The sequence below is a fragment of the Rhodococcus triatomae genome (assembly GCF_014217785.1).
Lineage (GTDB): Bacteria > Actinomycetota > Actinomycetes > Mycobacteriales > Mycobacteriaceae > Rhodococcus_F > Rhodococcus_F triatomae.
Genome location: NZ_CP048814.1, coordinates 233871 through 248075, shown reverse-complemented (window position 1 = coordinate 248075; position 14205 = coordinate 233871). Strand labels below are relative to the sequence as shown.

Sequence of the window (14205 nt, the reverse complement as noted above, 5' to 3'; positions counted from 1 at the left end):
GGAATGGTGCCCCTACTCGAGTGTGCGGCGCGACCCGAGCGGTCCGCCGCGTTCGTCACAGTCCGAGATCGGCCTCGAACGCACCTTCCTCGATCCGGTGCTTGATCGTGGTGAGGAAGCGTCCGGCGTCCGCACCGTCGACCAGGCGGTGATCGTAGGTGAGCGGCAGGTAGCACATCGACCGCACGCCGATCGATTCGTTGCCGGTCTCGTCGGTGAGCACGACCGGGCGCTTGACGATCGCGCCGGTGCCCAGCATCGCCGCCTGCGGCGGAACCAGGATCGGAGTGTCGAACAGGGCGCCCTGACTGCCGATGTTCGTGATCGTGAAGGTGCCTCCGGACAACTCGTCCGGCTTGAGACCGCCGGAGCGGGCCCGCTTGGCGATGTCGGCGATCGCCCGTGCCAACCCACCGAGGGACAGGTCGCCGGCGTTGTGAATGACCGGCGAGAGCAGTCCCTGTTCGGTGTCCACCGCGATGCCGAGGTGCTCGGCGTCGTAGTAGGTGATCTGCTTGGCACCCTCGTCGTAACTGGCGTTGATGTTCGGGTGCGCCTTGAGCGCCTCGACGACGGCCTTGGCGAAGAACGGCAGGTAGGTGAGCTTGACGCCCTCCCGTTCGAGGAAGCTCGCCTTGGCCTGCGCACGCAGCGAGGCGATCTTCGTGACGTCGACCTCGAAGGTCTGGGTCAGCTGGGCGGTGGTCTGCAGCGACTCACGAGTCTTCGTCGCGGTGATCTGCCGGATCCGGTTCGCCTTCTGCGTCGTTCCACGCAGGTGGGCCAGCTCGGGGCGCACCCCGGCCGTGGCAGCGGGGGCCGACGCCGCGGGCGCCGCAGCGGCCGGGGCGGCAGGCGCGGGAGCCTTGGCCGCCTCGGCGGCGGCGAGGACGTCCTGCTTCCGAATCCGGCCGCCGACACCGGTGCCCTTCACGGTCGACAGGTCGACGTTGTTCTCCGAGGCCAGTTTGCGCACGAGCGGCGTGACGTACGGAGTCGCGTCCGAGGACCCGGCGCTCGGGGCGGGTTCGGCAGCAGCGGGCTCGGCCTTCGGTGCCGGAGCGGGCGCCGCCTTCGGCGCCGGGGTGGGCTCGGGCTCCGGTTCGGGCTTCGACTCGGGCTCGGTGTCGGGTGCCGGCGTGGATTCCGCGGCGGCGGGGCTGCCGGTCCCGATGACGGCGAGCTGACCGCCGACGTCGACCGTGTCGTCTTCCTGGGCGGTGATCTCGAGCAGCGTTCCGGCGACAGGCGACGGGATCTCCGTATCGACCTTGTCCGTGGACACTTCGAGCAGCGGCTCGTCCGCGGCGACCTCGTCACCGACCGCCTTGAGCCACCGGGTGACGGTGCCCTCGGTGACGGACTCGCCGAGTTCCGGCATCGTCACCGGCGTCCCCTGGCCCGAACCGCCACCGGACGACGCGGCGGGAGCTTCCTCCCGGGAAGGCTCCGGCTTCTGCTCTTCCTGCTCCGGCTCCTCGGGGGCGGACTGCTCCGCCTCGGGTTCGGCGGGCGCCTCGGCAGCGGGCGCGGGCTCCTCGCCGGCATCGCCGATCACCGCGAGCTCTCCGCCGATCTCGACGGTGTCGTCCTCCTGGGCGACGATCTTGCTGAGCACACCGGCTGCGGGCGAGGGAATCTCGGTGTCGACCTTGTCCGTGGAGACTTCGAGCAGCGGCTCGTCGACTTCGACCGTGTCTCCTTCCTGCTTGAGCCACCTGGTGACTGTCCCCTCGGTGACACTCTCACCAAGAGCTGGCATCTGGACGGAGAACGCCATGTCTATTGACTCCTCGACAGTTGTGTTCGGGTTGTTGATCTGGGTCGACTTGTGGTCGTGAAGCGGGTCGTGCTCGAGAATTCCGGGCCCTCGACCATTGTGCTCGAGTTGCCCGGGTAGTGCGGATGTTGCTCGATATTCGGATGCGTCGTCACCCCGGTCGTGGTGTCGGCCTCCACACATCTTTCCACTGTCGCGAGTGCAGTGTTCGGCGAGGTCGGATACACCGTGTCGGGCGCGTCGCGGCACGCAATTCGTACCGGCGAGTAGCTTTCGCCACGGTGCGCCCAGCGGTGAACCTGGCAAACTGGATGATGCGCTCACATCGGGCGTCGTGTCGTGTCGCCCTCGTCGGGCGCCGTTCGTACTGGGAGGTCCGGTGGGACTGTTCGATCGCTTTTCCCGCGGCGGTTCCTCGCGCGGGTCGCACGGCCGCGCGACCCCCGACTCGTCCGACGCCGCCTACCTCGCTGAGTGGGTCCGTACGCACCACGGGGTCGAGGCCTACGTCGAGCCGCAGACGACCGTCACCGAGGTGACGGTCGTCCTCGTCGCCGCGGACGGGGAGTGGACCCGGCGCAAGGCCGGCGGGGAGCGAGGCGCCCGCCGGCTCGGCAAGGACCTGCACATCCCCGTCTACGACGTCCGCAAGACCGGTTACCCGCAGCGGATGCGGGACCACGATGCCCGGCGACGGATCGAACGTCGCCGGGCAGCCGAGCAGCGCGACAGTCGCTGACGCGCCGGCCGCGGCGATCAGCCGTTCGCGGCGATGTCCTCGAGGACGGCGAGCATGGTGCGGACCGGGACCCCGGTGCCGCCCTTCCCGGTGTAGCCCCACGGGCCGGACGTGTTGTAGGCCGGTCCCGCCACGTCGAGGTGCGCCCACTCGACCCCCTCGGCCACGAACTCCTCGAGGAACAGCGCTGCCGCCAACATCCCGCCCCATCGATTGTTGGTGACGTTCGCCAGGTCGGCGACCTTCGAATCGAGGTCGGCGCGGATCTCGGTCGGGAGCGGCATCGGCCAGCCGTTCTCGCCGACGTCCTGCGAGATCGCGGCCACCCGGTCGCGGAACGACTCGGTTCCCATCACGCCGGGTGTCCGGTTTCCGAGCGCGACCATCTGCGCGCCGGTGAGGGTGGCGGTGTCGACCAGGTAGTCCGGGTCGTCCTCACACGCACGCACGATGGCGTCCGCGAGGACGAGTCGGCCCTCGGCATCGGTGTTGATGACCTCGACCGTGGTGCCGCCGTACTGGGTCAGCACGTCGCCCGGGCGCTGCGCGGTGCTCGACGGCATGTTCTCGGCCATCGGGACCGTCGCGACCACGTCGACGGGGAGCGCGAGTCCGGCCGCGGCGACGACCGTGGCCACCACCGCTGCGGCACCGGCCATGTCCGAGGTCATGTTCTCCATCCCCGCCGCGGGCTTGATCGAGATGCCGCCGGTGTCGAACGTGATGCCCTTGCCCACCAGTGCGACCTTCTTCGCGCCACGCTTGCCGGACGAATAGCTCATCCGGACCAGCCGGGGTGGCCGCGAGGATCCCTGGCCGACGCCGATGATCCCGCCGTAACCGCCTCGTGCCAAGGCCTTCTCGTCGAGGATCTCCACCTTCAGCCCGGCGGCGGTACCCAGCGCCTTCGCCCGTGCGGCGAACTCGGCCGGGAAGAGATGGCTGGGCGGGGTGTTCACGAGTTCGCGCGCAGTCGCGACGGCCTCGGCGATCGTCAGCGCCCGCGCCAGCTCCGCTTTCGGGCCCTTGGTCCGCGGCGAGGACACCAGCAGCTCGATCCTGGTGACCGGATGGGCCGTGTCGCCGGGAGCGGGCTTCGCCGACTTGAACTCGGTGAACGAGTAGGCGCCCAGTGCGAAACCGACTGCGGCGGCACCGAGATCGAGGACCGAGAGCGTCGACGCCCCGGTGTCCACGCCGGTGAGCGCTCGTGCGGCCACGCCCGCCGAGCGCCGGATCTGCTCCGCGTCGAGCCGATCCGCGGCACCGAGGCCCACGGCGACGATGCTCGCCACCGGCAGCGAGGCGGGAGCAGGAACCCGGGTGACCTGCTCGGCCTTGCCGGTCGCTCCGACGGCGATCAGGCCGTCGAGAACGTCGGCGAGTGTGCCGTCGTCGACGATCCCTTCGGCGAGAGCGATTTCCGGTCCGTCCTCACCCGAGGTGAGGCCCACGACCAGGATGTCGACCTTCTTGCCGAGGGCGCCCGCGAGCGCGAACGAAGGTAAGAGCTGGCGGGCTGTGAGTGTGCTCACGGTGTTCTCTCCTGTGCTCGAGTCGAGTGGTGCGTCGTCCCTGCCGGCGCAGCGTTCCCGATGCTAGTGCGCGGGCGGGGCGCGGTGCCGGTGAGTGCGGCTCCGGGCGACGGTCGGCTAGGTTTGGCGGCATGAGTGAGCAGTTGCTGCAGGGGCCCGTCCACGACGTGCACGTCGAACTCGGCGCCACGTTCGCGCCGTTCGGCGGGTGGGAGATGCCGGTCTCGTACGAGGGAACGGTGTCCGAGCACACCGCGGTCCGCGAGACCGTCGGGCTGTTCGACGTCAGCCATCTCGGCAAGGCCGTCGTCCGTGGGCCGGGGGCAGCCGACTACGTCGATGCGACGCTCACCAACGACCTGGGCCGTATCGCCCCGGGCAAGGCGCAGTACACGCTGTGCTGTACCGACGACGGGGGAGTGGTCGACGACCTCATCGCCTACTACGTCTCCGACGAGGAGGTGTTCCTCGTCCCCAACGCGGCCAACACGGCCGCGGTGGTCGATGCGCTCGCGCTCGGCGCACCGGACGGGGTGACGGTGACGAACCAGCACCGCGACTTCGGTGTCCTCGCCGTGCAGGGTCCGAGGTCGGTGGAGGTCCTCACCGCGCTCGGGCTGCCCACCGACATCGAGTACATGGGCTTCGTCGACGCGGAATGGAACGGCGTCCCGGTCCGGGTGTGCCGTAGCGGATACACCGGGGAAGTGGGCTACGAGCTGGTCCCGCGGTGGGCGGACAGCGAGGCGTTGTTCCGGGCACTACTCGGTCCCGTGCGTGCACTCGGCGGATCTCCTGCCGGCCTCGGTGCCCGCGACACCCTGCGTACCGAGATGGGTTACCCGCTGCACGGGCACGAGCTCTCCCTCGAGATCTCACCCCTCGAAGCGCGCTGCGGGTGGGCCGTCGGCTGGAAGAAGCCGGCGTTCTGGGGACGGGCCGCGCTGGCCGCGCAGAAGGAAGCCGGACCGGCGCGGCGGCTGTGGGGGCTGAAAGCAGTGGACCGAGGGGTGCTGCGCGCCGAGCTCACGGTTCGCCGGGCCGGCGATGCCGTGGGTGTCACCACGTCGGGCACCTTCTCGCCGACCCTCAAGATCGGCATCGCCCTGGCGCTGCTGGACACTTCCTCGGGCATCGCGGCTGGTGACGAAGTCGAGGTCGACGTGCGGGGGCGCTCGCTGCGGGCGACCGTCGTCGTGCCGCCGTTCGTAGAGGTCAACACCAAGTAGGGCAGCTCGACGGGTTCGATAGGATCTGGCCATGACCGGTGTCTCCGAATTCCTCCATGTCCCGCATCCCTCGCCCACCTCGGACGAGGATCGGCGAGAGATACTGGCGGCACCGGGATTCGGGCAGCACTTCACCGACTACATGGTGTCGATCACCTACACCGCGGGTACCGGCTGGCACGAAGCGACGGTCGAGCCCTACGGCCCCATCCAGCTCGACCCTGCCGCGATGGTGCTGCACTACGGGCAGGCCATCTTCGAGGGCCTGAAGGTGTACCGCCAGCCCGACGGCGGTCTGGCGACCTTCCGGGTCGAGGCCAACGCGGAGCGCCTGAACACGTCGGCGGAACGCCTGGCCATGCCGGCTCTGCCCACCGAGCTGTTCGTCCGTTCCATCACCGAACTTCTCGATCTCGACCACGCATGGGTCCCGGCGGCCGGCGGCGAGGATGCGCTGTACCTGCGTCCGTTCATGTTCTCCACCGAGGCCGGGCTGGGTGTGCGTCCGGCGGCCGAGTACAAGTACCTGCTCATCGCGTCGCCCGCGGGCGCCTACTTCCCGCGCGGGGTCAAGCCGGTCAGTGTGTGGCTGTCCACCGAATACGTCCGCGCGGCACCGGGCGGCACGGGGGCGGCGAAGTTCGCCGGAAACTACGCCGCGTCGCTGCTCGCCCAGGCGCAGGCCGCGGACGAGGGCTGCGATCAGGTGGTCTGGCTCGACGCGCACGAACGGCAGTACGTCGAGGAAATGGGGGGAATGAACCTGTTCTTCGTCTTCGGCTCCGGCCCCGACGCGAAGCTGGTGACCCCGTCCCTGTCCGGGTCGCTGCTCCCCGGCATCACCCGGAACTCGCTGCTCACCCTCGCCACCGACGCCGGCTTCGCGGTCGAGGAACGGAAGATCAGCACCGAGGAATGGCGGACGAAGTCGGAGTCGGGTGAGATCACCGAGGTCTTCGCCTGCGGCACCGCCGCGGTGATCACCCCCGTCGGCCGAGTGCGTTCCTCCGAGGGGGAGTTCGTCGTGGCGGACGGCGAGCCCGGCGAGGTGACGATGGCACTGCGGGACACGCTGACCGGAATCCAGCGGGGAACGTTCGCCGACACCCACGGCTGGATGACGACGCTGCGCTGACGTCGGGCGGGTTCAGGTCAGAGCGAGAGGCCGATCGCGGCCACCGCGACGGTGAGCTCCACGACGGCACCGAGGGTGTCGCCGACGAGTCCACCGAATCGCCGCGCGCAGTGCGCCGCGAGAGCGACGGACACTCCGATCGCGACGGTGACCGCCAGCGGTCCCTGCCACCACGACGTCGTGACCCACACCGATGCCGTCCCGAGCAGTACCGTCCACAGCACGGCGACCCGGATCCGCTGGGTACCCGCGGTGAGGGCCCCGAACCCGTGCTCGCTCGCCGCACCCGTCCCGCGACGGCACACCCACACCACCGCCACGCGGCCGGCCGTGACCGCGACGATCAGCGCCGCGAACTGTCCTGCGGCAGCGAGAGTTCCGAAAGCAAGGGCTTGCGCCCCGATGCCGACGACGAGGGCCGCGACCCCGAACGGGCCGGCACCACCGGAGCGCATGACCTCGAGGGCGCGCTCCGGCGGGCCGTAGCAGCCGAGGCCGTCGAACGTGTCGGCCAGCCCGTCGACGTGCATACCGCGGGTGCACAGGGCCAGTGCCGCGACCGTCACCAGCCCGGCCAGCGCCGGACTCACACCGGCCGCCGTACCGATCCAGGCGATTGCGGCGGCGACTCCGCCCAGCACGAGGCCGACCAGCGGGGCGGCCGCGATCGCTCGCGCCGCGGCCCGGCGATCGACCGCGTCCGGGCCGTGGACGGGCAGGACCGTCAGCCAGGAGAAGGCCAGCCGGACGCCCGACGCACCAGCCCGCACGGGTCAGCCCGCGGCCGGCTCGGCGTTCGACGCCGCAGGCTCGGCGCTCGACGGCACTGCGTGGTCCGGCTCGGGACTCGCCCCCGAGGTGTCGGTGTCCTCGGCGGCGGTGCTCACCCCGGCCTCGGCGAAAGTGGCCATCTCGGCGAGGGTGGCGACCGCTCCCTGCAACACCGGTAGCGCCGCGAGCGCCCCCGATCCCTCGCCGAGTCGCATGTCGAGTTCCAGGAGAGGTCTCAGCCGTAGGTGCTCGAGCGCGATGGTGTGTGCCGGTTCGGTCGAGCGATGTCCGGCGACCCACCACTGGGCGGCGCCGGAGGCGAGTTCCTCGGCCACGACGGCGGCTGCAGTGACCACCAAGCCGTCGAGTACGACCGGCGTGCGCCGCAACGCGGCCTGGGCGAGGAATCCTGCCATGGCGGCGAGGTCGGCACCGCCGACGGTGCGCAGCAGAGCCGTCGTGTCACGGACCACCGGCCGGGCGCGCCACATCGCGTCGCGGATCGCGGCCGTCTTGCGGATCCAGCCGGCGTCGTCGACTCCGGTGCCGCGTCCGACCGCGGCCACCGGCTCGACTCCCGCGAGGCTCGCGACGAGGACGGTGGCCGGCGTCGTGTTGCCGATACCCATGTCGCCGGCAACGAGAAGATCTGCGCCGGAGTCGATCTCGTCGTCCGCAATGGCCCGTCCCGCGGCGATCGCCCGGAGGGTCTCCTCGTCGGTGAGGGCGTCCTCGCGGTCGATGGAGCCCGAGGATCGGCGAATCTTGTGCCCGGACACCGACTCCGGGGACTCGCCGTTCACCGCCAGATCGACCACTCGCACGCTCGCCCCCGCCGTGGCGGCCAGGGCGTTGACGGCGGCGCCGCCCGCGAGGATGTTGGCCACCATCTGGACGGTGACCTCCGGCGGATACGCGGAAACTCCGTGTGCGGCGATGCCGTGATCGCCCGCGAACACCACGACGCGAGGGCGGGCGAACGCACGCGGTGGGCACTGCCCCTGGCACGCGGCGGCCCAGATCGCCAGTTCCTCCAGGCGGCCGAGGGAGCCCTCCGGTTTGGTGAGCAACCGTTGCCGTGCCTGCGCCTCGGCACGGATTCCCGCGTCCGGGGGAGTGATGGAGTCGAAACGGCTCGGATCGTCGGTCACGCTGCGCCTTTCCCTGGACCGGTCCCACGCGCGGTCCTGCGACGGAACGCTACCAACAACGGTGGACGATCAGATCGCGTCGCCGGGACCGACGCGGGGCTTCGGCGCCCGCAGCTTGCGGATCTGGGAGGCCCGCACGAATGCGTACCAACCGAGCTTGAAGCCTCCGTCGAGGGTGTCCGGGAACCGATCGCGCACCCGGCTGTTGACCACACGCCCGATGTAGATCCCCTCGATGACCATGAGGACCATCATCACCAGCATGCCGAGGGTCACGAAGGCCTGCAGTTCGGGGCTGACGAACATGGCCATGATCAGCACGATCGCCAGCGGCATGAACAGGCCGACGAGGTTGCGTCTGGCGTCGACGAAGTCGCGGACGTAGGCGCGCACGGGGCCCTTGTCGCGGGGGAGTAGGTACTTGTCCTCGCCGGCGAGCATCCGGGCACGACGATCGGCGGCGGTGGCACGGCGCTCCGCGGCCGCGGCCTTGCGCTCGTCCTTGGAACCCCGTGTCGCCTTGCGGCGCGCCCGAGCTTCCTTCGCGGTCATCGGAGCCGGCGCCACCGGGCCACGCCGCCGGTTCTCGGCGTCGCGGCGCTTGGGGGTGGGCCTGCCCTTGCCCACGGGGGCGTCCTCGGCGGACTCGGGGTCCACGGAGGGCTCGGCGACCTCGACGTCCCGCTTGTCCGAATCGTCAGAGTCACCACGGCGTAGCAATTTCACCCTTCCAGGGTAGGCGACGCCACCGGGGGGCGGGCAACCGACCTGACCACGAGGTGTGCGCGCCCGCCGCGCCGACCTGCACACACCCCTGGTGCGCCCTACACTGCGGCGATGCGGGTGATGATCGCACCGGACTCGTTCGGCGAGACACTGACCTCTGCGCAGGCGTGCGCGGCCATCGCGGCCGGGTGGGCGCGAGTGCGTCCGGCCGACGAGGCCGTACCCGTGCCGCAATCCGACGGTGGTCCCGGTTTCGTCGACGTACTCGCGGCGTCCGGTGGTCGGGTGCAGCAGGCGCGGGTGTCGGGCCCGCTCGACGACGAGACCACCGCGCAGTGGCTGCTCGACGGTGACACCGCCTATCTCGAATCCGCGCAGGCGTGCGGCCTGGGACTGCTGGGCCGGGTGCCGGACGACGACACCGCGCTCCGCGCACACAGCCGAGGCGTGGGCCAGCTCGTGCGCGCCGCACTCGACGCGGGCGCACACCGGATCGTCCTCGGGTTGGGAGGCAGCTCCTGTACCGACGGCGGACGCGGCCTCGTCGAGGCACTCGGCGGATGGGACGCGGCGCTCCGCGCGCTCGACGGAGTCGACCTGGTGGCGGCCACCGATGTCGAGAACACCCTGCTCGGGCCGCACGGCGCGGCGTACGTGTTCGGTCCGCAGAAAGGTGCCGGTGCGCGCACCGTTCGCGTCCTCGAGGACGCCAACGCCGAATGGGCCGCTCGGCTCGACGGGTGGGGGCACGCGGTCGCCGATGCGCCGGGCGCCGGTGCGGCGGGCGGAATCGGTGCCGCGCTGCTCGCCCTCGGCGCGCAGCGCGCCTCCGGCGCCCGCGTGGTCGCCGACCGGTCCGGCCAGGACGAGCAGCTGGCGGCGGCGGACCTCCTCGTCACGGGAGAAGGACGCCTCGACCGGCAGTCCTTGCGGGGGAAGGCCGTGATCGCGCTCGCCTCCGCCGCTCGTGCGGCGTCCGTGCCCACCGTGTGCGTCGCGGGGCAGGTGGAGCTGACCACCGCCGAGCTGAGCGAGGCCGGGATCGAGGCGGCCTATTCGCTGGTCGAGCACGCCGGTACGCTCGAACGTGCGCTCTCCGATGCCGAGAATCAGTTGATGTCGTTGGCGGCCTCGGTCGCGGGCACCCGTCCGGAACCGTGACCGCCGTGACATTCGGGCCGTGACATTCGGACGGAGCCGTGACATTCCACGGCCCGTGACAGGCGATGACCCCGGGATGTTCGATAGCATCGGGGAAGACGAGAGCGGAACCCGGGAATAGGTCCGGCGCGGAGTACGGTTGAAGCGTTCACGGGTTTGGTACGAACTACAGGGAGAGCCCATGACTGTGCAGAACGAGACCACCACCCACGGTGTGGTCATGACCGACGCCGCCGCCTCCAAGGCGAAGGCGCTGCTCGACCAGGAAGGCCGTGACGATCTGGCGCTGCGTATCGCGGTACAGCCGGGCGGATGTGCCGGCCTGCGGTACCAGCTGTTCTTCGACGACCGCAGCCTCGACGGCGACCTGGTGGTCGACTTCGCTGGTGTCGCGCTCGCGGTGGACCGGATGAGTGCCCCCTACGTCGAGGGCGCGTCCATCGACTTCGTGGACACCATCGAGAAGCAGGGCTTCACCATCGACAACCCCAACGCCACGGGTTCGTGCGCGTGCGGTGACTCGTTCAACTGACGCACCCACGCCACACCGAGCACGACGCCTCCGGCGCGGAACCCTCCCGGGTTGCGCGCCGGAGGCGTTTCGCGTCCATGCGTGTCGTACGGAGCGTGGTCCGGGCCCACCGGCCGCCGGGTACGGTGAAGCTTTCCTGCCCCGTCCTCCATGCTGAAAGGCCCTGTCCGTGACTATTGCGGTATCCGGATCGATCGCCACCGACCACCTGATGCGCTTTCCCGGCCGCTTCGCCGAGCAACTGCTCGCCGACCAGCTCAACCACATCTCGCTGAGCTTCCTCGTCGACGACCTCGTGGTCCGCCGGGGCGGGGTCGGCGGCAACATCGCGTACGCGATGGGCGTCCTGGGTGGCGCACCGCTGCTGGTGGGCGCGGTCGGCGCCGATTTCGCGGAGTACCGCGCCTGGCTCGAGGGCAACGGTGTCGACTGCCGCGGCGTGCGGGTGTCCACCACGGCTCACACCGCCCGCTTCGTCTGCACGACCGACGACGACATGGCCCAGATCGCGTCGTTCTATCCCGGCGCGATGAGCGAGGCCCGTGACATCACGATCGCGAGTCTGCCCGTCCGGCCCGACCTGGTCCTCGTCGGCGCCGACGATCCCGAGGCGATGGTCCGACGCACGGCGGAGGCGCGCGAACAGGGCATTCCGTTCGCCGCCGACCCCTCGCAGCAGCTGGCCCGCCTCGGCGGCGACGAGGCACGCCAGCTCGTCGACGGCGCCGAATACCTGTTCACCAACGAGTACGAGTGGGGGCTGCTGCGCCAGAAGACCGGCCTGACCGAGGACGAGGTCCGCGCGATGGTCGGCACCCGGATCACCACGCTCGGCTCGAAGGGGGTCGAGATCGTCGATCGCGAGGGCAACTGGGTGCGGGTCGGCGTCGTCCCGGAGAAGGGCAAGGTGGACCCGACCGGTGTCGGCGACGGCTTCCGGGCGGGGTTCCTGCTCGCCCATCGTGCGGGGCTCGGCTTCGAGCGGGCCGCGCAGCTCGGTTCACTGGTCGCCGTGCACGTTCTCGAGACGGTCGGTACCCAGGAGTGGACCTTCGAGCGGGACGAGGCGCTGAAGCGGCTCGGCGACGCCTACGGCCTCGAGGCCGCGGACGAGATCGCGGCCGTGCTCTCGGTGTAGGTGACCGGCCCCGACCCCGCCACCCCCGACCCCGCCACCCCGCAAACCCGCCCGGCCCGGGTGAAGGTGGCCTTCGACCGGTCTGACCGGTCGAAGGCCACCTTCACCCAGGGGAGGGGGCGTTTCGGTGGGGAGGGGAGTTACAGCGATACCGGGTAGACCGGCTCGGCGATCGTGGGCACGATGCGCTTCTCGACGAAGATCCCGTGCCACACCATGAACACGAGGACGGTCCACAGCCTGCGGCTGTGATCGGATTCACCGGCCCGGTGCTCGTCCAGCATCTTCAGTACCGCGGCCTTGTCGATCAGATGATCGGCGCCGGACTCCGTGATCTGCTCGCGGGCCCAGTCGAACAGCTCCGTGCCCTGCAACCAGTGCCGCAGCGGCACCGGGAAACCGAGCTTGGCGCGATGGAGCACGTGGGCGGGCACGATGCCCTCCAGTGCCTGGCGGAGCGCGTACTTCGTCGTCGGTTGCGAGCCGCCCCGGCGCTTCGTCGTGATCTTCTGCTCCAGCGGGACCTGGGAGGCGACCTCGAAGACCTCGGGATCGAGGAACGGGACCCGCAGTTCGAGCGAGTTCGCCATCGTCATCTTGTCGGCCTTGACCAGAATGTCGCCGCGAAGCCAGGTGAACAGATCCAGGTGCTGCATCCGGGCCACCGGATCCCAGCCCTGCGACTCCGCGTAGATCGAGGCCGTGACGTCCTGGTGGGTCCACTCCGGCCGGAAGTCGCGGAGCACGGCACGCAGCTGGGCGTCGTTGAAGCTGCGGGCGTTGCCGTAGTAGCGCTCCTCCAGCGACAGCGAACCGCGGTGCAACAGGCTCTTGCCGCGCGTCCCCTCCGGGATCCGGTCCGACAGCTTGCCCGCGAGACGGCGCAGACCCGCCGGCATCCGTTCGAACGGAGCGAGTGAGAGCGGCTCGCGGTAGATGGTGTATCCGCCGAACAGCTCGTCCGCGCCCTCCCCGGACAGCACCACCTTGACGTGCTTGCGGGCCTCACGGGCGACGAACCACAGCGGGACCAGCGCAGGATCGGCAACCGGGTCGTCCAGGTACCACACGATCTCGGGAATGGCCGCCGCGAACTCGGCCGGACTCACGACCTTCACCACGTGCCGGGCTCCGATCGCCTCGGCCGACTCCGCAGCGACGTCGACCTCGGAGTAGCCCTCCCGCTCGAATCCGGTCGTGAAGGTGATCAGGTTCGGGTTGTGCCGCATCGCGAGAGCGGCGATCGCGGTCGAATCGATGCCACCGGACAGGAAGGACCCGACCGTCACGTCGGCCCGCATGTGCTTGGCGACCGAATCCTCGAGCGCGTCGGCGATCTCCCGGTAGCGCTGCTGCTCGGTACCCGGTGCGAACGGGCGAACCGGGAAGGTCGGACGGAAGTAGCGGGTGACGGCCGGGCGTTCGCCCGGCCGGACCCGGGCGAAACAGCCGGACTCGAGTCTGCGGATCTGTGCGTGCAGGGTTTCCGGCTCGGGAACGTACTGCAGCACGGTGTAGTGCTCGACGGCACGAGGATCGAGCTCCGTGCCGATACCGATCGCGTCCGCGAGTTCGAGCAGGCTCTTCTTCTCGCTGCCGAAGGCGGTGCCGCGGGCGCCGGTGGCGAGGAACAGCGGCTTGATGCCGAACGGGTCGCGGGCGATGAACAACTCTCGCGTCTCGGTGTCCCACACGGCGAACGCGAACATGCCCCGGAGGCGGCGCACCGCGTCCTCGCCCCAGTAGTGGTACGCGGCGACGATGGCCTCCGAGTCGCCCTCGGTCCGGAACTGTGCCCCGAACTCGTCCGTCAACTGCGCGCGGATCTCGAGATAGTTGTAGATCTCACCGTTGAACGTCAGCGCGTAGCGTTCCGGGTTCTCCACCGGGCCCCAGCGCAGCGGCTGGTGCGAATGTTCGAGGTCGATGATCGAGAGCCGGTTGAACCCGAAGACGAGGTCCTCGTCGTGCCACGTGCCGTGCTCGTCCGGGCCGCGGTGGCGCAGGCAGTGCATGGCCTGGTCGATCCGCGAGACCAGGTGGTCACTGGTCCCGTCGGTGGTCAAGAAGCCGAGCAATCCGCACACTGCGTCCGATACCTCGATTCGAATAGGGGAAGAGCGCCTCGGTCGAAGGACGCGCCTCGAATCCCGCCCCGTCGGTGCCGGGCGAGCGATACTCCCGAAAGTATGCCGCAGAAGCTCGTTCCGCTCCGGAGACCCCGCTCCGACGACACGATTCGACCCGGAGGGGAATCGCCGACCGCTTTGGTCTACGCTGCGTAGTAATTGGGCCTTCCCTGTGAGGT

At 70.2% G+C, this 14205-nt stretch carries 12 protein-coding genes; 6 read left to right on the top strand and 6 right to left on the bottom strand.

The features are described 5' to 3' along the window. Positions 1–55: 55 nt before the first annotated feature. Complete coding sequence (gene sucB, locus G4H71_RS01135; RefSeq protein WP_072737695.1) at positions 56–1780, bottom strand: 2-oxoglutarate dehydrogenase, E2 component, dihydrolipoamide succinyltransferase; 1725 nt, start codon at positions 1778–1780, stop codon at positions 56–58. A gap of 379 nt (positions 1781–2159) precedes the next feature. Between sucB and G4H71_RS01130 the strand changes: the two genes are divergently transcribed. Continuing rightward, positions 2160–2519, top strand: coding sequence for an oxidoreductase (locus G4H71_RS01130; RefSeq protein WP_072737696.1), 360 nt, complete (start codon positions 2160–2162; stop codon positions 2517–2519). A gap of 17 nt (positions 2520–2536) precedes the next feature. Here the strand turns inward: G4H71_RS01130 and G4H71_RS01125 are convergent, their stop codons facing one another. After that, a complete protein-coding gene (locus tag G4H71_RS01125; protein WP_072737697.1) occupies positions 2537–4054 on the bottom strand; it encodes a leucyl aminopeptidase in 1518 nt (505 codons plus the stop codon). Between the two features lie 131 nt (positions 4055–4185). Here G4H71_RS01125 and gcvT point away from each other — a divergent pair, with 131 nt between their 5' ends. Together gcvT and G4H71_RS01115 are read left to right on the top strand one after the other, a co-directional pair. After that, on the top strand, positions 4186–5283 hold the full coding sequence (gene gcvT / locus G4H71_RS01120) for a glycine cleavage system aminomethyltransferase GcvT (RefSeq protein ID WP_072737698.1): 1098 nt from the start codon (positions 4186–4188) through the stop codon (positions 5281–5283). Between the two features lie 31 nt (positions 5284–5314). Further along, on the top strand, positions 5315–6418 hold the full coding sequence (locus G4H71_RS01115; RefSeq protein WP_072737699.1) for a branched-chain amino acid aminotransferase: 1104 nt from the start codon (positions 5315–5317) through the stop codon (positions 6416–6418). Positions 6419–6435: 17 nt separating this feature from the next. Here the strand turns inward: G4H71_RS01115 and G4H71_RS01110 are convergent, their stop codons facing one another. The 3 genes from G4H71_RS01110 to G4H71_RS01100 all read right to left on the bottom strand — a co-directional run bounded on the left by G4H71_RS01110 (position 6436) and on the right by G4H71_RS01100 (position 9066). After that, the gene (locus G4H71_RS01110) at positions 6436–7188 is read right to left on the bottom strand and encodes an adenosylcobinamide-GDP ribazoletransferase (protein WP_072737700.1); all 753 of its coding nucleotides are present in this window, start codon (positions 7186–7188) and stop codon (positions 6436–6438) included. Positions 7189–7191: 3 nt separating this feature from the next. Further along, positions 7192–8340, bottom strand: coding sequence for a nicotinate-nucleotide--dimethylbenzimidazole phosphoribosyltransferase (cobT, locus tag G4H71_RS01105; RefSeq protein WP_083342872.1), 1149 nt, complete (start codon positions 8338–8340; stop codon positions 7192–7194). Positions 8341–8409: 69 nt separating this feature from the next. Next, positions 8410–9066 (bottom strand): DUF3043 domain-containing protein, encoded by a 657-nt coding sequence (locus tag G4H71_RS01100; RefSeq protein WP_072737701.1) that lies wholly within the window; start codon positions 9064–9066, stop codon positions 8410–8412. A 111-nt stretch (positions 9067–9177) separates the two neighbouring features. On the opposite strand from G4H71_RS01100, the gene G4H71_RS01095 reads away from it, so the two are divergent. The 3 genes from G4H71_RS01095 to G4H71_RS01085 all read left to right on the top strand — a co-directional run bounded on the left by G4H71_RS01095 (position 9178) and on the right by G4H71_RS01085 (position 11897). Further along, positions 9178–10227: a glycerate kinase family protein gene (locus tag G4H71_RS01095; protein WP_072737702.1), complete on the top strand. Its 1050-nt coding sequence runs from the start codon at positions 9178–9180 to the stop codon at positions 10225–10227. 181 nt (positions 10228–10408) lie between these two features. Beyond that, positions 10409–10759 carry a HesB/IscA family protein gene (locus G4H71_RS01090; RefSeq protein WP_072737703.1) on the top strand — a complete coding sequence of 117 codons (351 nt, stop codon included), beginning with the start codon at positions 10409–10411 and terminating at the stop codon, positions 10757–10759. Positions 10760–10928: 169 nt separating this feature from the next. Continuing rightward, on the top strand, positions 10929–11897 hold the full coding sequence (locus G4H71_RS01085; RefSeq protein WP_072737704.1) for a carbohydrate kinase family protein: 969 nt from the start codon (positions 10929–10931) through the stop codon (positions 11895–11897). Between the two features lie 140 nt (positions 11898–12037). Here the strand turns inward: G4H71_RS01085 and asnB are convergent, their stop codons facing one another. Beyond that, complete coding sequence (gene asnB / locus G4H71_RS01080; protein WP_072737705.1) at positions 12038–13984, bottom strand: asparagine synthase (glutamine-hydrolyzing); 1947 nt, start codon at positions 13982–13984, stop codon at positions 12038–12040. Positions 13985–14205 lie beyond the last annotated feature (221 nt).

Excerpts from the sequence above, each read along its gene's own strand:
- G4H71_RS01095 (WP_072737702.1), top strand. The coding sequence starts at position 9,178 with ATGCGGGTGATGATCGCACCGGACTCGTTCGGCGAGACACTGACCTCT.
- sucB (WP_072737695.1), bottom strand. The coding sequence starts at position 1,780 with ATGGCGTTCTCCGTCCAGATGCCAGCTCTTGGTGAGAGTGTCACCGAG.
- G4H71_RS01090 (WP_072737703.1), top strand. The coding sequence starts at position 10,409 with ATGACTGTGCAGAACGAGACCACCACCCACGGTGTGGTCATGACCGAC.
- gcvT (WP_072737698.1), top strand. The coding sequence starts at position 4,186 with ATGAGTGAGCAGTTGCTGCAGGGGCCCGTCCACGACGTGCACGTCGAA.
- G4H71_RS01115 (WP_072737699.1), top strand. The coding sequence starts at position 5,315 with ATGACCGGTGTCTCCGAATTCCTCCATGTCCCGCATCCCTCGCCCACC.